15 protein-coding genes are annotated in these 18,717 nt (G+C 37.1%); 7 read left to right on the forward strand and 8 right to left on the reverse strand.

Translation table 11 applies throughout. From position 1 onward, the window contains the following. Position 1 precedes the first annotated feature (1 nt). The 6 genes from def to BFJ97_RS03325 form a co-directional block, all read right to left on the reverse strand. Positions 2-496 carry a peptide deformylase gene (gene def / locus BFJ97_RS03300; RefSeq protein ID WP_068983202.1) on the reverse strand — a complete coding sequence of 165 codons (495 nt, stop codon included), beginning with the start codon at positions 494-496 and terminating at the stop codon, positions 2-4. 114 nt (positions 497-610) lie between these two features. Then, positions 611-3,025, reverse strand: coding sequence for a primosomal protein N' (gene priA / locus BFJ97_RS03305; protein WP_083226892.1), 2,415 nt, complete (start codon positions 3,023-3,025; stop codon positions 611-613). Then, a complete protein-coding gene (gene coaBC, locus BFJ97_RS03310; RefSeq protein WP_068983500.1) occupies positions 3,022-4,032 on the reverse strand; it encodes a bifunctional phosphopantothenoylcysteine decarboxylase/phosphopantothenate--cysteine ligase CoaBC in 1,011 nt (336 codons plus the stop codon). Before coaBC ends, priA begins: the two co-directional genes overlap by 4 nt. Before the next feature lie 270 nt (positions 4,033-4,302). Then, on the reverse strand, positions 4,303-4,530 hold the full coding sequence (rpoZ, locus tag BFJ97_RS03315) for a DNA-directed RNA polymerase subunit omega (RefSeq protein WP_068983203.1): 228 nt from the start codon (positions 4,528-4,530) through the stop codon (positions 4,303-4,305). Positions 4,531-4,534: 4 nt separating this feature from the next. Beyond that, positions 4,535-5,152, reverse strand: a complete 618-nt coding sequence (gene gmk / locus BFJ97_RS03320; RefSeq protein ID WP_068983204.1) for a guanylate kinase — start codon at positions 5,150-5,152, stop codon at positions 4,535-4,537. A gap of 43 nt (positions 5,153-5,195) precedes the next feature. Next, positions 5,196-6,071: a YicC/YloC family endoribonuclease gene (locus BFJ97_RS03325; RefSeq protein ID WP_068983205.1), complete on the reverse strand. Its 876-nt coding sequence runs from the start codon at positions 6,069-6,071 to the stop codon at positions 5,196-5,198. Between the two features lie 282 nt (positions 6,072-6,353). Between BFJ97_RS03325 and BFJ97_RS03330 the strand changes: the two genes are divergently transcribed. The 7 genes from BFJ97_RS03330 (at position 6,354) to BFJ97_RS25385 (ending at position 15,429) form a co-directional block, all read left to right on the forward strand. Continuing rightward, positions 6,354-8,051, forward strand: coding sequence for an Rqc2 family fibronectin-binding protein (locus BFJ97_RS03330; protein WP_068983206.1), 1,698 nt, complete (start codon positions 6,354-6,356; stop codon positions 8,049-8,051). Positions 8,052-9,373: 1,322 nt separating this feature from the next. Beyond that, positions 9,374-11,032, forward strand: coding sequence for a peptide ABC transporter substrate-binding protein (locus tag BFJ97_RS03335; protein WP_068983207.1), 1,659 nt, complete (start codon positions 9,374-9,376; stop codon positions 11,030-11,032). A 132-nt stretch (positions 11,033-11,164) separates the two neighbouring features. Continuing rightward, positions 11,165-12,094, forward strand: a complete 930-nt coding sequence (locus BFJ97_RS03340) for an ABC transporter permease (RefSeq protein ID WP_068983208.1) — start codon at positions 11,165-11,167, stop codon at positions 12,092-12,094. Continuing rightward, on the forward strand, positions 12,094-13,014 hold the full coding sequence (locus tag BFJ97_RS03345; RefSeq protein WP_068983209.1) for an ABC transporter permease: 921 nt from the start codon (positions 12,094-12,096) through the stop codon (positions 13,012-13,014). Before BFJ97_RS03340 ends, BFJ97_RS03345 begins: the two co-directional genes overlap by 1 nt. Before the next feature lie 14 nt (positions 13,015-13,028). After that, the gene (locus tag BFJ97_RS03350) at positions 13,029-14,084 is read left to right on the forward strand and encodes an ABC transporter ATP-binding protein (RefSeq protein ID WP_068983210.1); all 1,056 of its coding nucleotides are present in this window, start codon (positions 13,029-13,031) and stop codon (positions 14,082-14,084) included. Next, positions 14,077-15,003 carry an ABC transporter ATP-binding protein gene (locus tag BFJ97_RS03355; RefSeq protein WP_068983211.1) on the forward strand — a complete coding sequence of 309 codons (927 nt, stop codon included), beginning with the start codon at positions 14,077-14,079 and terminating at the stop codon, positions 15,001-15,003. Before BFJ97_RS03350 ends, BFJ97_RS03355 begins: the two co-directional genes overlap by 8 nt. Positions 15,004-15,297: 294 nt before the next feature. Next, positions 15,298-15,429, forward strand: coding sequence for a hypothetical protein (locus tag BFJ97_RS25385; protein ID WP_302621779.1), 132 nt, complete (start codon positions 15,298-15,300; stop codon positions 15,427-15,429). A gap of 528 nt (positions 15,430-15,957) precedes the next feature. Here BFJ97_RS25385 and BFJ97_RS03360 read toward each other — a convergent pair. Both BFJ97_RS03360 and BFJ97_RS03365 read right to left on the reverse strand, forming a co-directional pair. Then, positions 15,958-17,769 carry an oligopeptide ABC transporter substrate-binding protein gene (locus BFJ97_RS03360; protein ID WP_068983212.1) on the reverse strand — a complete coding sequence of 604 codons (1,812 nt, stop codon included), beginning with the start codon at positions 17,767-17,769 and terminating at the stop codon, positions 15,958-15,960. A gap of 17 nt (positions 17,770-17,786) precedes the next feature. Next, entirely contained in the window at positions 17,787-18,686 is a 900-nt protein-coding gene (locus BFJ97_RS03365; protein ID WP_068983213.1) for an ABC transporter permease, read from the reverse strand. Positions 18,687-18,717: the final 31 nt, after the last annotated feature.

Here is an 18,717-nt window from a genome sequence, read left to right on the forward strand (position 1 = left end):
GTTATTCCTCCTCTTCAGCGTACATTGCTTCAAGCTCTTCTTCAGTTAGAATACGTTTGATTTTTGAATCAAATAGCACGCCATCTAAATGATCGATTTCATGTAAAATTGCTCGTGCATCAAAGCCTCCCGCTTCTAGCTCATAAACACGTCCTTCACGGTCACATGCTTCAATTTTTACATAGTCAGGGCGTTCAACCTCACCATATAATCCTGGGAAGCTTAAGCATCCCTCAATATCTACTTCCGCTCCATCCGTTACAATAACAGTCGGATTAATCATTTCTAAAATATCTCGTTCCTCGCCAAGCTCAACAATTGCAACTCGTAAGCCTACATCTATTTGTGGTGCTGCAATACCAACACCATCATATTCAACCATTGTGTCATATAAATCATCTAGTAAAGCAATAATTTCTTCATTAATTTCTGTTACTTCCGCACACGGCGTCGATAATACCTTTGCTGGATGTTCAACAACTTTTTTAATTGCCATCTTCTATTCCTCATTTCTATATTTAAGGCTTTACCTTGTCTAATTGTAACGCCACATTATAATCTAACTAGTTCATATAAAAATGTCATCCCTGACTTTTGGTGATGAACTATTTTATATAGTTGACGGATCTAAATCTACCGTCATTAATATACCCTGTTTAATCCATTCCGCTCGATACATCGCTAGAAGGCGTTGTAATACAGGAATTAGATTTGGTTCAATTTTATATTTTATCAAACATTGATAGCGATATCTATTTTGGAGACGACTAATACTTGCCGTTGTTGGGCCAATAATGGCAACCCGGTTTGATAAGTTTTCTCTGAGCCAATCTGCCGCTCGTCCAGCATACTCTGCAGCCATCATGACATCTTCATGAGACATTTGAACAAGCGCTACAAAATAATAAGGTGGGTAGCCTGAGCGACGGCGTAAAAACATTTCACGTTCGTAAAACGGCTCGTAATCTTGTATTTTTGCCAATTCAATCGCATAATGCTCTGGTGTATACGATTGAATAATAACCTCACCATGCTTTTCATGACGGCCAGCTCTACCACTAACCTGCGTTAATAATTGGAATGTACGCTCCGCTGCACGGTAATCGGGTAGATGCAGAGATGTATCAGCACTAAGGACACCAACAAGCGTGATATTAGGAAAATCAAGACCTTTAGCAATCATTTGCGTCCCAAGCAAAATATCTGCCTGTCCTTCCCCAAATGCCTGCAAAATTTCTTCATGTGCACCTTTTTGCTTTGTTGTATCAACATCCATTCGGAGAACCCTTGCCTCAGGAAATAGCTTATAAATTTCTTCCTCGACTTTTTGTGTTCCCGTCCCAAAATAACGAATATGCTCACTCTGGCATTGTGGACATATTTGAGGAACACGCTCCTCATAGCCGCAATAATGACATTTTAATTTCTCTGTCGTTCGATGATACGTTAACGAGATGTCACAGTTCGGACATTGTACAACCGTTCCACAATCACGACAAAGCACAAAAGAAGAATAGCCACGACGATTTAAAAACAGCACCATCTGTTCTTTTTTCTCAAGTCTTACTCGTATAGCATCAATAAGTTGCTCCGAAAACATAGAACGATTTCCTTTTTGAAGTTCTTCTCGCATATCTGCAATAAAAACCGTTGGTAACGGTTGATGCAAAGCACGTTGTTTTAATGTTAGCAAACTATAAACGCCCTTTTTTGCTCTCGCAAATGATTCAAGTGCAGGCGTTGCACTACCTAATATAACAGGGCATTTGTAAAATTCACTTCTCCATATCGCTACATCTCTAGCATGATAACGTGGTGAATCTTCTTGCTTATATGTTGATTCATGCTCTTCATCTAAAATAATAAGACCTATATTTGTAAAAGGTGCGAAAATTGCTGAACGAGCTCCAACAACTACACTCACTTTCCCTTGCTGAATTTTACGCCATTCGTCATACTTTTCGCCGACAGATAACCCACTATGCATCACAGCAACCATCTCACCAAAACGACTGCGGAAACGTTCCGTCATTTGTGGTGTTAATGATATTTCAGGCACTAGCATAATGGCTTCCTTACCTTCATCTAACACCTTTTGTATTGCTTGCAAATAGATCTCCGTTTTACCACTCCCCGTGACGCCATGTAGTAAAAAAGTTTTCGCAGTCTGTTCTTCTAACGATGTTGTAATAGCCTTTAGGGCAGCATGTTGCTCATCCGTCAATTGTAAAGATTGAGTACGGGAAACCTCCTTCGTAAAAGGATCACGATACACCTCTTCTTGTATAAAGTGAGCGGCTCCCTTGTCAATAACTGACTGTAATACTGCCGAAGATACACCTGTTTCCTCATAGATTTTCTGTGGCAAAAGAACTTCTCCAAGGTGTGCATTCATCCATTCAATCAGCAGGCGCTGTTTAGCTGCTCTCGCTGCCTCTTCCATCGCCTTGTCGATATCTTGCTGATTATCTGAAATTTTGACCATTCGTATTTCTTTCACATTCCCTTGTTGCTTCACAACATTTTCAATTCTTACAATTTTATTAGTTATAAGCTGCTTTAATAACGGGAGTAAACCTGCACGCTCAAAATCCTTGAAATTAGCCTGTTGTCGCTTACCGAAAATAGCCTTAGCCTCTTCCGGTAAAGCATCTTTGTCCTCTTCCATCATGATGATTTTTTCATACTTCGCTCGAAGCGCTGATGGAAGCATGACCTGCAAGGCATCAATTTCATAGCAAATCGTTTCGTTTTTCAGCCACTTTGCCATTGATAGCATTTCTTCCGTTAGCACAGGCTCTATATCTAAAATTTGCGCAATAGATTTTAATTTGTTAGATGGTACATCTGTGTTATTTTTTAACCCGACCACAAAGCCTAACACATTTCTTGGTCCAAACGGTACTTTTACACGACAGCCCATTTCTATAATATTTACCCATTCTGTAGGTACTTCATAGTCAAATGGACGATCTACATGATATGTTGAAACATCCACTATAACTTCTGCAATCAAAAAACTCATTGCTTCTCACCATCTAAAACAAATGTCCAAAATGCTTTAGAAAACTGCGTGGCATCTGTCGCATCCCAAAATTGACCATTTACTTCTGCCGTATCACTAAAATCAATCCACGTGTCAGATACGATTGTTAACATTTGATCCCCAATAACTTTTTGTCCAAAGGTTATAGCAGTCTTTCCTTTTACGGATAATGTCGGTGCTCCTTCAATTGTAGGCGTATTTGCAGCATGGATAAAATATGCAGATGGATATTGTTTTTGATAATCCTCAAGCTGTTCAAAAAGCTTATGCACATTTGCTTCTTTCTCATTGATCAGGATAACATTTGCCCCAAGTTTTTTTGCTTCTTCTGCTATTGCTTGACCAATTCTTCCATTCGCTTGTGTACTAATAACATGGTGCTCGTCCAATGGAACATAAAATGCTCCAGCTGTGACCACTACCGTTTTACCAGCTAGTGGCTTGGCCTTCTCCGAAAAAAATTCTTGCACAATCGCCGTTATTTTTTCTGGCTCCTCTAAACGACCTTTCCCAACATAGCCACATGCCAAAAATCCTTCCGAAGGCTCAATAAATTGATAGCCGTCAGATTTTAGTTGAGCCAAATTTCGTTTTACCGCTGGATGGTCATACATATGTACATTCATCGCTGGTGCAAGCCATACAGGGGCAGTTGTTGCAAGCAAGGTCGTCGTTACCATATCATCTGCAATGCCATTCGCCAGTTTCCCGATGACATTTGCAGTAGCTGGTGCAACTAAAATTAAATCTGCCCAATCAGCCAAATCAATATGGGCAATAACACTCGAATCCTTTTCATCAAAAGTATCGAAAAAAACATCATTTTTGGACATCACTTGAAAGCTCAGCGGATTAACAAATTGTCTTGCTGATGCTGTCATGATAACCTTTACATATGCCCCTGCCTGAGATAGCTTGCTAACAAGAGCGACAGCCTTATAAACCGCTATACCACCTGAAACACAAAGTAAAATATTTTTATTCATGCACAATCGTCCTTTCAAATGATAAGCTCCCAAAGGAAAATTCCTCGGGAGCTCTCGACATTCTGTATAATCAAAAATCCACTGCAGATGATCAATTATGCCTTGGCATAATTGCGTTTGAACATCCGCTGAAAAGTAGCTTAAATCGGCATTCATCTCACCACCGCCTAGAGAGGTGGGAGACTTCTGTACCTGTCGCTACGCTTTCGGTACAAAAGACTTTTGCTGAAAGAAGTTAACATTAATTTGGCAAAAGCTTATTTATCAATGTTAGATTTCGTCTTCGTATACAGTTGACTCATCCTGTGACACTTTCGTAAGTACACCCGCCGCTACTTCTTCAAGTGCTTTTCCTACGTATTTGTAAGAAACATACTTGTGTAAGCGTTCAGTGCCTTCTTCTTCTTGCATTTGACGAGCACGTTTAGATGCTAAACTTACTAATGAATATTTTGAATCGATTTCTTTTTTTAATGTATCTACTGATGGGTATAACATAGGTTTATTCTCCTCTCAACATTGACAAATATCTTTTTTCAACACGTTCTCTACGACAATGCTCGGCTTTAATAATCGCATTTATACGATCGCAGGCATTTGTCACTTCATCATTTTCAACCACATAATCATATAGGCTCATCATTTCGAGCTCTTCACTCGCAGTTGCAATACGCTTTGCAATCACTTCTGCTGTTTCTGTCCCACGACCAACTAAACGGTCTTTTAGTTCTGTTAAGCTCGGTGGGGCTAAGAAAATAAATAATGCATCTGGTGCCTTTTTACGGATTTGCGCAGCACCCTGCACTTCGATTTCTAAAAACACATCACGTCCTGCATCAAGTGTTTCATTTACATAGGCTAACGGTGTTCCGTAATAATTGCCTACAAATTCAGCATGCTCCAATAAACCACCATGATCAATTAACGTTTCAAATTCTTCACGTGTCTTGAAAAAATAGTCTACACCATCTACTTCACCTTCGCGAGGATTTCGTGTTGTCATCGAGATGGAATACTCATAATTCGTATTCGGCTGAGAAAATAATTCTTTACGCACTGTCCCTTTACCTACACCAGATGGGCCAGACAGAACAATTAATAATCCACGTTCTTTTATCATTTTTTCTCTATATCTCCCTTAATTTATAACAGATACATGCGAGCTATTCGATATTTTGAACTTGCTCACGCATCTTTTCTAAAATTGTTTTCGCCTGAACTACCGCAATGGCCGCCTCTGTAGATTGATTTTTTGAACCAATCGTATTGATCTCACGGTGTATTTCCTGCATTAAAAAGTCTAGTTTACGGCCAACCGAAATCGTTTCTTGTAACGTTTCTTTCAGTTGTTGAAAGTGACTATCTAATCGGTCCAATTCTTCGGTGATGTCCACACGTTCTGCAAATATCGCTACTTCTGCAAGTAGGCGATCTTCTAACAAAGCTCCATCCGCCACTTCAGAAATTCGTTCTAATAATCGTGTACGATATTTTTCAACAGCAAGAGAGGAACATGAACGAATCTGTTTCACTTGTTCCATTAACTGTTCTTTAAATTGTACAACAACATCTTGTAATTCTTGCCCTTCACGCTCACGCATTTGAAGCAACTGCTCAATTGCTTGCGTAATCGCCTTTTCAACAGCCGAAAGTAAATCCTCAGGTGTAAGCTGCGGTTTTTCCTGTACAAGTGCTTGTTCAAGCGATAGTAGCTCTTGCATCGTCCATTTTTCTTCTAGTGGTACTTTACTTGCTAATTGCTCTTTTGCCTTACGATACGCTTCAATTAATGACCAATTAATTTCAATAGTTTGCTCGACGTTATCTAAGTCCTTAACGTATACCATCACATCAATTTTGCCACGTGACAAAGCTTGTGAAATTAACTTCTTTGCAAAAATTTCTGCTTCAAGCCATTCTTTCGGAAATTTTGCATGAATTTCTAAAAAGCGATGGTTGACCGAGCGCATTTCTACGGTTAATTGAAAGTCTTTTGTTGTTGTGACACCTCTGCCAAAACCAGTCATACTACGCACCAAGGTTCGTCACACCTTTCTTTGCATACTGGGATTATTATAACATAAGCTCTGTCATTTATGACGTCTCTCCATAAAAAATTAGATAGAGCAAAAGCTAATTCTACCACAATTGAAGCTATATTTTAATATTCACCTAAAAAATGCTATGATAAACATAAGAAAAGTGCATTTGTGCTACCTAAATGACTAAATGAACACTAACCTAGTGTAACAATGCACCATTAAAATATTAAAAAGACGAAAGTACCAAGATGCTTTATATTCTTGGGAAGAGGAATTCATATGGCATTTGATGGCTTATTTACTTATGCAATGACAGCCGACTTACAACAATTAGTAACAGGTCGGATCACTAAAATACATCAACCAAACGCTCAGGAGGTTGTTCTACATATTCGTGCGAACGGAAGCAATCATAAATTACTTTTTTCAATACATTCTTCTTACGCACGTGTCCATCTTACTGAGCAGTCTATCGAGAATCCAGCAGAACCTCCTATGTTTTGTATGCTGTTGCGCAAGCATTTAGATGGCGGTTTTATTTCTTCTATTAAACAGCATGATTTTGATCGCATTATAATAGTAGAAATTCACAGTAAAAATGAAATTGGCGATCCTATTGTCAGGGAATTACATGCTGAAATTATGGGACGTCACAGTAATCTGTTGTTAATAGATAAAGAGCAGGGGAAAATAGTCGACAGCTTAAAGCATTTGCCGCCTTCTGTGAATAGTTTTCGAACAGTGTTACCTGGTCAACCTTATATCGCGCCGCCTGCCCAAAATAAATGGCATCCTCTAGCAGTAACAGACGAACAGCTCACTAGTTTTTTCTCTGAACAAAAAACGGCTAAGGAAGTTGTTGCGCAATTTGTCGGCTTCTCACCCAATCATGCAGAAGAATTATTGTTCCGTTTAACAGATGCAGATGATCAAGTAAATTGCTTTAAAAATTTTATTTCTTCCTTTAATAACGGTGGAACGGAGCCAATGTATGTCATCGCGAATAATAAAACTTACTTCTCACCAATCGCTCTAACACATTTACAAGGGGATGTAACGATTTATCCAAATGTACATGAGCTGCTTGACCGCGTATTTTTTGCACGAGCCGAACGAGATCGCGTCAAACAGCAGGCAGGTGATTTAGAGCGATGGTTACAAAATGAAATTGATAAGCTTACATTAAAAACTAAAAAGTTAAATAAAGACTACGAACGTGCATCTAAACTTGATCAGTTCCAATTATATGGAGAATTACTGATGGCCAACATTTACGCGTTCGAAAAAGGTGTAAAGGAAGTAACTGTCGTTAACTACTATAGTGAGACTGGAGAAGAAGAAATCACCATTCCAGTAAGCGAACGTAAAACACCGATTGAAAATGCTCAAAGTTATTACACAAAATATACAAAAGCAAAAAATGCACTTATTATGGTTCAAGAACAGCTAGAAAAAACGAAGGAAGAAATAGCATATTTTGAAATGCTTGCTCAGCAAGTTCAACAAGCTGCTCCTGGGGATATAGAAGAAATTCGTGAAGAATTAGCAGAGCAAGGTTATTTAAAATTACGTCATGTAAGAAAAAAGAAAAAGCAAGTGAAGCCTGAGCCTGAACGTTATGTCTCTTCTACAGGTATAGCCATCTCAGTTGGGAAAAACAATAAGCAAAATGACATGCTTACATTTAAAATGGCTAAACGTACAGATATTTGGCTACATACAAAGGATATTCCTGGCTCTCATGTTGTCATTCATACGAGTGAACCAGACGACACAACATTACGAGAAGCTGCTACACTTGCTGCTTATTTTTCAAAAGCAAGAGACTCTTCCTCTGTTCCAGTCGATTACACAGAAATACGTCAGGTAAAAAAGCCAAATGGCGCTAAACCTGGTTTTGTTATTTACTTTGAACAAAAAACTTTATACATCGATCCAGATGAAACTGTCATTTTACAGTTAAAAAAACAGTCTTAAAAGTGGGGGCTGGGACAGAACTCGATTATTTTGAAAAATAGCGAAAACAGATAATAACTTTTTCGCTTTAATGAGTAGAGTGTTCCTTCCTAAATCAAAAAATGTTAGACCGAAATTGGTCTAACATTTTTTCTTTTGTCCCAGACTCTTTTTTTGGCTCATCACCATATAACGTATGTTTTCTGACCTGTCACTTAAACAAACCTCAGCAAATCCGTACGAAAGCGAAGTGTCTGGATGTTCCAAAATGCCAATCGCTGATAACATCATGAAAACCGCTGATAAAATGCCGTGAATCGCTGATAACACCTTGAAAAACCGCTGATAAAGTGCCGTGAATCGCTGATAACACCTTGAAAACCGCTGATAAAATTCCGAGCAGCCATCACCTCGACGTTCAACATTTATATTACCCTATGTGGCTTCTCATTCACCCACCTACAACTGCTTTACTGTTTATTTTTAAAAAGCCTTTTATATAGAATTCATAATATGGTAAAATCGACCATATATAGAAGTTAAGTAAATTTTCTACTCATTAAGTTCTACTTAGATGATTTTTTAGTAATTATATGTAGAGGTCTTCCTTCTAAGAGAGACAAATGGCTTTCTCCATAAAACAGCAACATAAAAGTACTTAGAAGCATGTATGTTTTTCCATTTACATATACAAAATTCTGTTTGCATATAATTAATAAAATATAATGTTTTTTCATACATAGTTGTATATGCAAGCAATGTGTAAATTATTTCAAAAAAATATATTTAACCAAAATGCAATACACAATTTACTTAATAAATGTTCATTTTTTCAACATTTACTCTATTTCTTCTTTTTTCTCTTTTATACGAGATAACCTTAGATAAATACAAAACAAGATTCCTATATATCATTAATAGCTAAAAATATTCATTCTTTGCGATTAGAAATTACAAAAAAATACCTGAACTTGAAGCTAATTCACTCAGTTTTACAATGATTTTCTACATTTCTATACAAATCTCTCCAAGCATCTCTCCTGTGACTTTTGAATCATTTTTCGAATAACAATAGCATTATCGGAAGAATATGAATTTTCGGTATAATAAATCTTTTTTTAATTTTTGTTTTATTTTTGATATTCATAACAAATAAATATCAAATTTTTATTATCATATTACTTTCAAACACTAAAGTGATGAATCGAAAAAAATTATTATTCTATTAGATGTCAGATAATACTATATAAATTTGAATCTTTTTTATTTTGTGCAAATGATTTTTTTGGTATATTAAATAAGAGCTTCACAAAAGGCTTAAAAATTGTATAAGGGGGATTCACATGAATAAAAACAAAAAGTTTTTATTATTAACAGTCCTTGCAGTCTTTTCATTAGTACTAGCTGCATGTGGCTTCGGTGGAGATTCGTCTGAAAAATCAAAAGACGAAGGCAAAGATTCTGGTTCATCTGGAAAAGCTTCTCAAGAGTTAGATCTAGTAGTTGCTTCTGAACCACCATCACTACATCCACAATTAGCAACAGATTCAACTTCTAGTGTTATTCTTAAAAACATCTTTGAAGGATTAACAACACTAGACGATGATGCAAAACCAGTTCCAGCAGCTGCTGAAAGCTGGGAAATTAGCGATGATAAATTAACGTATACTTTCAAACTACGTGATGCTAAATGGTCAAATGGTGATCCAGTAGTTGCTGGTGACTTTGAATATGCGTGGAAATGGGCATTAAACCCTAATAATCTATCTGAATATGCTTCAATCCTTTATCCTATTAAAGGTGCTGAAGCTTACAATTTAGGTAAAGGTTCTGCTGATGCTGTAGGCATTAAAGCTCAAGACGAAAAAACTTTAGTAGTTACTTTAGAAAATCCAACACCTTACTTCTTAGAATTAACAGCATTTAAAACATATGCACCGTTAAATCAAAAAGTTGTTGAAGGCAAAGAAAACTGGTACGCAGATGCTGGTGAAGACTATGTAACAAACGGTCCTTTCACTTTAGCTGATTGGCAACACAATGCTACAGTTGTATTAAAGAAAAATGACAATTACTGGGATGCAGATAAAGTATCTTTAGAAACTGTAAATATTGACATGGTAGAATCTGAAGCAACTGCAGCTACAATGTACAAAAATGGAGAAATCGACTACCTTGGAGCACCATTCCAAGCTGTAGCTCTTGACTCAATTGATGAATTTAAAGAATCTAAAGTATTAAATATCGCTGACCAAGCTTCTGTTTATTGGTACAAATTCAATACAAAAGATAAAATCACTGGAAACGCTAACATCCGTAAAGCGTTAACATTAGCAATTGACCGTCAAGGATTAATTGACAACGTTACTAAAGGTGAACAAAAACCTGCATTAGGTATGGTTCCTATCACAGTTCAAGGTTTTGAAGAAGACCGCGGTTACTTCAAAGACAACGATATCGAAGGTGCTAAAGCAGCACTTGAAGCAGGTATGAAAGAACTTGGCATTAAAGATCCAAAAGACATTAAAATTAACGTTTCTTTCAACACAAGTGAAGCACACGCTGCTATCGCTCAATTTATCCAAGAGGGCTGGACTAAAAACCTTGGTATTACTGTAGGTCTTGATAACTCTGAATGGCAAGTATATTTAGAAAAAATTAACCAAGCAGACTTCCAAGTTGGACGTATGGGCTGGATTGGTGACTACAATGATGCTTATACATTCTTAGAAATGTTTAATACAGCTGCAAACGGTAACAACGATACTGGTTGGGAAAACGCTGAGTACAAAAAATTATTAGATCAATCTAATAAAGAAACAGATCCAGCTAAACGTATTGAACTTCTAAAACAAGCAGAAAAAGTTGCTGTTTCAGAATTCCCAGTTGCACCTATCTACTACTACACGAACCTTTCTGTAGTACATGATAACGTGAAAAACATGAAAGCAGATAAACTTGGTAACATCCAACTTAAAGACGTTGTAGTAGAAGAAAAATAGTCTAATTCATATCGCTTATTTAGCTCTACAGCGAAGAGCTGCCTCGTAGCCACTTCGGCGCGAGTCAGCTCTTTTTAAAATACGAAGGCATATATTTGTCTGAAAATTGACAAATAGAAGGAGGAGTTTCATGTGATTAAATATATTTTGAAAAGGCTGATGTATATACTTCTCGCGCTTTTCGTCATCGTAACGGTTACGTTTTTCTTAATGCGTCTTGCTCCGGGTAGTCCTTTTGCGAGTGAACGTAATTTCCCCCCTCAAATTGAGGAAAAGTTAAACGAAACGTATGGATTAAATAACCCTTGGTATATTCAGTACAAAGATTATTTAATCGATACGGCCACTTTCAATTTCGGTGAGTCAATGAAATATAAAGCGCGTTCTACAAATGATATGATCAAAGAAAGTTTCCCTGTTTCTTTAACATTAGGGATTGAAGCTATGCTATTGGCAGTTGGATTCGGTATTTTAATAGGAGTAGTTTCCGCGCTTTATCATAATAAGTTCCCGGATTATTTGGCAACGTCCTTTGCGGTGCTAGGTATTTCAGTACCTTCATTTATTTTAGCGGGTTTAATGCAGTATTTCTTATCCTACAAACTAGGCTTGTTCCCGGTAAGTGGATGGAAAGGCTTTGTTTATAGTATATTGCCAGCCCTTGCAATCGCTTTCAGCCACATGGGCTTTATCGCAAAATTAACACGTTCAAGTATGCTTGAACAAAATAATAGTGATTATGTAAAAATGGCACGTGCAAAAGGAATTGGTAAATGGACAATCGTCTTCCGTCACACTTTACGTAACGCTCTACTTCCAGTGGTGACATACTTAGGTCCTTTAACTGCAGGTGTTGTAACAGGTAGTTTCATAGTTGAACAAATTTTTGCTATCCCAGGACTAGGTAAACACTTTGTACAAAGTATTACAAACCGTGACTATACAGTAATCATGGGTACGACTGTGTTCTATTCCATCATCCTTTTATTTGCGGTATTAATCGTTGATATTTTATATAGTGTGATTGATCCGCGAATTAAACTGAAAGGAGCGAAAAAATAATGACACAGCAACAAATTGAAAAAGATAAGTTTAAAATTGTCGGTGGTAATCATGAAGCAACGGAAAAATTAGCTGATAAATCAGTCTCCTTTTGGAAGGAAGTATTTATCCGTTTCTCTCATAACAAAATGGCCATTCTAGGGATAATCGTTTTAATTATTATTATTTTAATGGCTACTTTCGTGCCTATGTTCTCTCAATATAAAGCAAGTGATCAACTTGGTGTTTATAATGCCCCACCATCTGCTGAATTTTGGTTCGGAACTGATGATTTAGGCCGTGATATTTTCGTTCGTATTTGGGAAGGTGCACGTATTTCATTATTTATCGGAATCGCTGCAGCTATCATCGACTTAATTATTGGTGTTATTTGGGGAAGTATTTCTGGTTTAGCTGGTGGACGCGTTGATAATATTATGATGCGTATTGCCGATGTTTTAACTGCTGTACCTTACCTATTAGTAGTAATCGTACTATTAGTTGTTATGCAGCCTGGTTTAGTTCCTATGATTATCGCACTTTCAATTACGGGTTGGATTAACATGGCTCGTATTGTACGTGGTGAAGTATTATCGATTAAAAATCAAGAATATGTTCTAGCTGCTCGTACTTTAGGTGCTAGCACTGGTCACCTAATTATTAAACATTTAGTTCCTAACGCACTTGGAGCGATTTTAGTAACGATGACATTAACAATTCCATCTGCGATCTTTACAGAATCATTCTTAAGTTATCTTGGCCTTGGGGTTCCTGCTCCAACAGCTTCTTGGGGCACAATGGCTTCTGAAGGGAATAAAGCGATTGGTAATGCTCCATGGCGTTTGATTTTCCCAGCAGTGTTCATTTCACTTACAATCTTTGCATTTAACGCAGTTGGTGACGGCTTACGTGATGCATTAGATCCAAAACTACGTAAATAAGGAGGTGGCCGACAATGAGTAAAACTATTTTAGAAGTAAAAGATTTAAGAATTAACTTTAAAACGTATGCAGGACTTGTCCACGCTGTTCGTGGCGTAAACTTTGACCTAAAAGAAGGTGAGACACTCGCAATCGTTGGTGAATCTGGTTCAGGTAAAAGTGTTACGAGTAACGCATTAATGAAACTAATTCCACAGCCACCTGGTATTTATGCGTCAGGACAAATTTTATTTAACGGCCGTGATTTAGTTCCGTTAAGCGATAAAGCAATGTCAAAAGTACGCGGAAATGAAATTGCTATGATTTTCCAAGACCCAATGACAAGTTTAAACCCTACTATGAAGGTCGGACGTCAAATAACTGAAGTTATTTTACAACATAAAAAAGTATCTAAAGCTGAAGCTAAAAAACGTGCAATCGAGCTATTAACTCAGGTAGGCATCCCCTTCCCTGAAAAACGTTTTAACCAATACCCACATGAATTTTCAGGCGGTATGCGTCAACGTGTTGTTATTGCCATTGCACTTGCAGCTGATCCAAAGCTTCTAATTGCCGATGAGCCAACAACAGCATTAGACGTTACAATTCAAGCGCAAATTTTAGAGCTAATGAAAGAAATCCAAAAAAATTCGAAAACATCTATCATTTTCATTACTCACGATTTAGGTGTCGTTGCAAACGTTGCTGACCGAGTAGCAGTTATGTATGCAGGCCAAATCGTCGAATATGGTACTGTTAATGATATTTTCTATAATCCGAAGCATCCATATACATGGGGTCTACTTGGTTCAATGCCAGACTTAGATAACGATACAGATGAGCTATTACGCACGATTCCTGGTTCACCACCGGATCTGATCAACCCTCCAAAGGGTGATGCGTTTGCTGCTCGTAATGAATTCGCAATGGCTATTGACTATGAACAAGAGCCTCCGATGTTCCAAGTAAGTGACACACACTTTGCTAAAACTTGGTTGTTGCATCCTGATGCGCCAAAAATTCCGCTTCCAGATGCAGTTGCTAAACGTATTGATGGCTATTTAGCAAAGGAGGCACAAGAAAATGACTAAATCGGGTGCAAAAAAAATTCTTGAAATCAAAAATTTAAAGCAACATTTCGGTTCACCAAGTAACCCTATTAAAGCGGTCGACGGTATTAGCTTCGATGTATACGAAGGTGAAACACTCGGTCTTGTAGGTGAGTCGGGTTGCGGTAAGTCAACAACTGGTCGTTCCATTATTCGCCTATATGACATTACAGATGGTGAAATTATTTTCGATGGCGAAAACGTTCATGGAAAAAAATCTAAAAGTGAATTAAAGAAATTTAATAGTCAAATGCAAATGATTTTCCAAGATCCATACGCTTCTTTAAACCCTCGTATGACAGCAGGTGAAATCATTGGTGAAGCCTTTGATATTCACGGTCTACACAAGGATAAAAAAGCACGTCGTGAAAAAATTAATCAACTACTAGAGGCCGTTGGCTTAAACAAAGAGCACGCAAACCGTTATGCACACGAATTCTCTGGTGGTCAACGTCAACGTATTGGGATTGCTCGTGCACTAAGCTTAGATCCTAAGTTTATTATCGCCGATGAACCAATTTCAGCACTTGACGTATCGATTCAAGCACAAGTTGTTAACTTATTAAAACAGTTACAAAAAGAACGTGGTTTAACATATCTTTTCATTGCCCATGATTTATCAATGGTTAAGTACATCAGTGACCGTATTGCTGTTATGTACCGTGGTAAAATTATGGAAATCGGTAAAGCAGATGATATTTACAATCACCCTGTTCATCCGTATACAAAATCATTATTATCGGCAATTCCACTTCCTGATCCAATGTCAGAAAAACGCCGTCAACGTATTCCGTACAAGCATACAGAGGTTGACGATAGCGCAACATACCATGAAGTAGGCGATCAGCATTACGTTTATGGGACTGCAGATCTTGTGAAAACTTGGGTTGCTAATCGATAACTATCAGAACTCTCATTAACAGTATAAACGCTGTTGATGGGAGTTTTTTATTGCTTAAAAAGCTCTAAAGCTTACATATAATAGTAAAACGCTATAAAACCATTAACATACTAAATATCTCGGACATTATAACTTCTAAATTTATTATGAGTCAGTTCCCTCTGTTCTTCTTACGCTTCATCAATACCAACAATTCGGAAATATCAGATTTTGCAGATTTTTCAATAAAATATATTCCTGTTTTACCACTAATATACTATAATGTGAGTATTAACTATAAAGGAGAGATTAAATATGAAAAAAAGCATTAAACTGATCATTTCTACTTTATGTCTTACGGTATTTTTAATTAGTGTTAGCACAGTGCCTGCTGCTGCTTATTCAGGTCCGTGTCACAGTCCAGAGCCATGTGTTATACGTCCATAAATTAATCTTTTTGACCCAATATTTGAAAAATGCTCTCAACTTATTTCATACATGCAAACAGAGGTTGACGATAGCACAACATACCATGAAGTAGGCGATCAGCATTAGCATTACGTTTATGGTACTGCAGATCTTGTGAAAACTTGGGTTGCTAATCGATAACTATCAGAACTCTCATTAACAGTATAAACGCTGTTGATGGGAGTTTTTTATTGCGTTTTGTCTTACTGTATTATTTAGTAGGTCCAAGCGTCTTGGATGTTTCTGCTGCTAATGCACATCCTCCAGCATTTGGTATTAGGGGATGCAAAAACAGTCCTAATTTCAGACACACCCTACTTACGATTAAGCTGTTGTTTTCTATTATTATTGAAACTACTCCTTTTTATTAATTTTCATTGAAATATCAGATGTTCAACTGTAAATATGTTGATTTAGTTGTTTTACTATACCTATTCTTTTGGTAACTTTATTGATAAAAAACAGCCTTTCTTGTGACAAGAAAAGCTGTTTTTTTGTGATTTTAAACTATTTTAATGGTTCATCAGCTAATAATTCTACTGTGTGAAGATTATCTTTAGTATCAGTAGCATAAGATGCATCCCAGTTTTTCACACGCTTATTCACAGGAATAACTTCAGTTCGGAAGAATGTTGGGAATACCATTGCTTGTTCACTCATATATTCTTGCCAAGCACGGAATGCTTTTTTACGTTTATCTGGATCCATCGCATCCTCAGAGTCGATAGCATCTAATAATTTTGTTAACTCAGGAGACACAAAGCGACTGTAGTTGAACTCAGCACCTTCTCCATACAAACCTTTTGGAGATGGGTTTGTACCAGTTCCCCATGCTGCCATATACATATCGATTTCTGGATCATCCGCTTGTACTTTATCATAGAAAGCATTGAATTCGATAAGACGACCCGTTGTTAATTGCACATCTAAGCCAATATCTTTCCAGTTCTGACGGTAGTATTCTACAATCGCTTCGTCCGTTTCTGAGCCAGCCATAGCAGCTAAACGAATAGTGAATTTTTTTCCGTCTTTATCTTCACGAATTCCGTCTCCATCTTTATCCTTATACCCAGCTTTATCTAGTAATTCCTTAGCTTTTTCAGGGTCATAGTGATAGCCCTCTAACGTTTCATCGTAGAATGAGAATACCGGAGGAATTAAAGAATTTCCACGCTCACGTAACCCTTGGTAGAATTTTTCTGAAACACCCTCAATATCCATTGCATACGCAACTGCTTGACGTAATTCCACATTGTTCATTTTTGACTTCTCGTCAAAAATATTTTTACTATCCACTTTATCGTATTTCCCTAATTTAAAACCTAAATAAGAGTATGCTAACTCTGGACGACCTAGAACTGATACATTTGAAAGATCTTTTATACCATCATATTGGTTTGTTGGGAATGATGTTGCAATATCATATTTTCCAGTTCGTAATGCTTCACCAATTGAAGTTGGTGGTACAACCTCAAGCACAACTTTATCAATTTTTGGCTTTCCTTTAAAGTAATACTCGTTTGCTACAAATTGTACAGATTCACCATTAACAATTTTATCAATTTTAAATGGTCCAAGTGTTACAGGGTTCTTTCGTACTGCATCGGAAGAAATTAAATCTTTTACTGGAATAGACTCTAATTGATGCTTCGGAGCTGCATACCCCCATAAACCATCTCCACCATAATAAATTGCTGGTGATACTTTCTTAAATTGAATTTGAATTGCTTTATCGTTAACTTTTGTAATACCTGAAATTGTATCTGCTTTACCGCTATGATATTCTTCTACACCAACAATATTTTTGAAATCATCATCATAACGTATACCAGTGTAATCTGGATGTCCGATAATTAAATATGGGTAAATTAAATCTTCGGCCGTTACTGCTTTACCATCTGACCATTTATAATCACCTTGAAGTGTAATCGTTGCTTTTTTTGCGTCCTTATCAACCTCTAATTTTGCAGCACCTTGATCTGTAACAACAAAGTCGCCATCTGTACTAAAGATAGAGTTAGTAGCAAAATCCATGATCTCTTTATCATATGCATCTTCATATAGCTCCCAATTGAAAATCCCTTGGAATGGAGAACTTGTTACAAGACCTACTCTTAATGTACCGCCTTTAATTGCCTCTCCTTCATTAGTCACTTCTGATGACAGTAAATTTTCTTCTACTTTAGTCGTTTCTTTTTCTCCTGATTTCCCTTTGTTATCTGTTTCTGAGCCTTTCTCAGTACCACCTCCGCCATTGCAGGCTGCTAAAACAAACATGACTGCAAATAGCACGGACAAGAATAACCAATTCTTCTTCATGAGTAAATCCTCCCCTTTTATCCTAATCGTTGTTTTGCGTCAGCCGCACGTCTGAGCGCTTGACCGACATAATTTATACCAAGCATCAATACTAAAATTAATAATGATGCGGGCAACCAAACCCACCACTTAGTAGATAAAACAATTGGATTCGTTGCATAGCTTACAAGAGTCCCTAAGCTAGGTGTAGATGGTGGTAAACCAAAGCCTAAAAATGATAGACCTGTTTCAATCCCAACATTCCCTGCAAAATTTAGTGTTAACTCTACAATTAGCAACGAGCTTAAATTTGGTAATATCCCCTTAAACATGATGACAAAATCACTAGTGCCCATTGTTTTAGAGGCACTCACATAATCACGGCGTCCTTCTGATAAAGCTTTACTGCGGACTAAACGTGCTGTCCCTATCCATTGGAAGGCACTCAATATTAATATCAATTCAAAAACACCATATTTGGGAATAATTGTAACTACTACAATTATAATCATTAACGTTGGTAATGTCATGAGAAAATCGATGATACGCATAAAAAAATTATCAATAAAGCCACCGTAATAGCCCATAATAATGCCGAGCACAACCCCTATTGTATTGGCGATGAGCGTAATAGCGATCGCAATTAAAATGGAGTTTTTCGCACCGATAATAAGCTGGCCAAACATATCGCGCCCAGCTTCATCAGCTCCAAGAATATAACCATTTACCCCCGGCTCTGTAAAGCGCTCTAATAATTTAATTTTTAATATTTCATCTTGGTTCATAAACATGGCCATAATTAATATCGTAATAATCAGTAAATTCATACCAATGAATGAAAATAACGCTAGCTTATCTTTCCGAAATTCACGTATTATAACTTGTATCCCTGTTGGTGGAGTACTTTCAACTGTCATTGTGTCATTTTTTTGTTCCATTTATATTCACCTCTCCTTAAACATTAAATTT

It is taken from the genome of Lysinibacillus xylanilyticus (assembly GCF_001708185.1).
GTDB classification, from domain to species: Bacteria; Bacillota; Bacilli; order Bacillales_A; family Planococcaceae; genus Lysinibacillus; species Lysinibacillus xylanilyticus_A.

Bases quoted from the DNA above. Each gene is read 5' to 3' on its own strand.
- def (WP_068983202.1), bottom strand. From the start codon at position 496: ATGGCAATTAAAAAAGTTGTTGAACATCCAGCAAAGGTATTATCGACG.
- priA (WP_083226892.1), bottom strand. From the start codon at position 3,025: ATGAGTTTTTTGATTGCAGAAGTTATAGTGGATGTTTCAACATATCAT.
- coaBC (WP_068983500.1), bottom strand. From the start codon at position 4,032: ATGAATAAAAATATTTTACTTTGTGTTTCAGGTGGTATAGCGGTTTAT.
- rpoZ (WP_068983203.1), bottom strand. From the start codon at position 4,530: ATGTTATACCCATCAGTAGATACATTAAAAAAAGAAATCGATTCAAAA.
- gmk (WP_068983204.1), bottom strand. From the start codon at position 5,152: ATGATAAAAGAACGTGGATTATTAATTGTTCTGTCTGGCCCATCTGGT.
- BFJ97_RS03330 (WP_068983206.1), top strand. From the start codon at position 6,354: ATGGCATTTGATGGCTTATTTACTTATGCAATGACAGCCGACTTACAA.
- BFJ97_RS03335 (WP_068983207.1), top strand. From the start codon at position 9,374: ATGAATAAAAACAAAAAGTTTTTATTATTAACAGTCCTTGCAGTCTTT.
- BFJ97_RS03345 (WP_068983209.1), top strand. From the start codon at position 12,094: ATGACACAGCAACAAATTGAAAAAGATAAGTTTAAAATTGTCGGTGGT.
- BFJ97_RS03350 (WP_068983210.1), top strand. From the start codon at position 13,029: ATGAGTAAAACTATTTTAGAAGTAAAAGATTTAAGAATTAACTTTAAA.
- BFJ97_RS03355 (WP_068983211.1), top strand. From the start codon at position 14,077: ATGACTAAATCGGGTGCAAAAAAAATTCTTGAAATCAAAAATTTAAAG.
- BFJ97_RS25385 (WP_302621779.1), top strand. From the start codon at position 15,298: ATGAAAAAAAGCATTAAACTGATCATTTCTACTTTATGTCTTACGGTA.
- BFJ97_RS03360 (WP_068983212.1), bottom strand. From the start codon at position 17,769: ATGAAGAAGAATTGGTTATTCTTGTCCGTGCTATTTGCAGTCATGTTT.
- BFJ97_RS03365 (WP_068983213.1), bottom strand. From the start codon at position 18,686: ATGGAACAAAAAAATGACACAATGACAGTTGAAAGTACTCCACCAACA.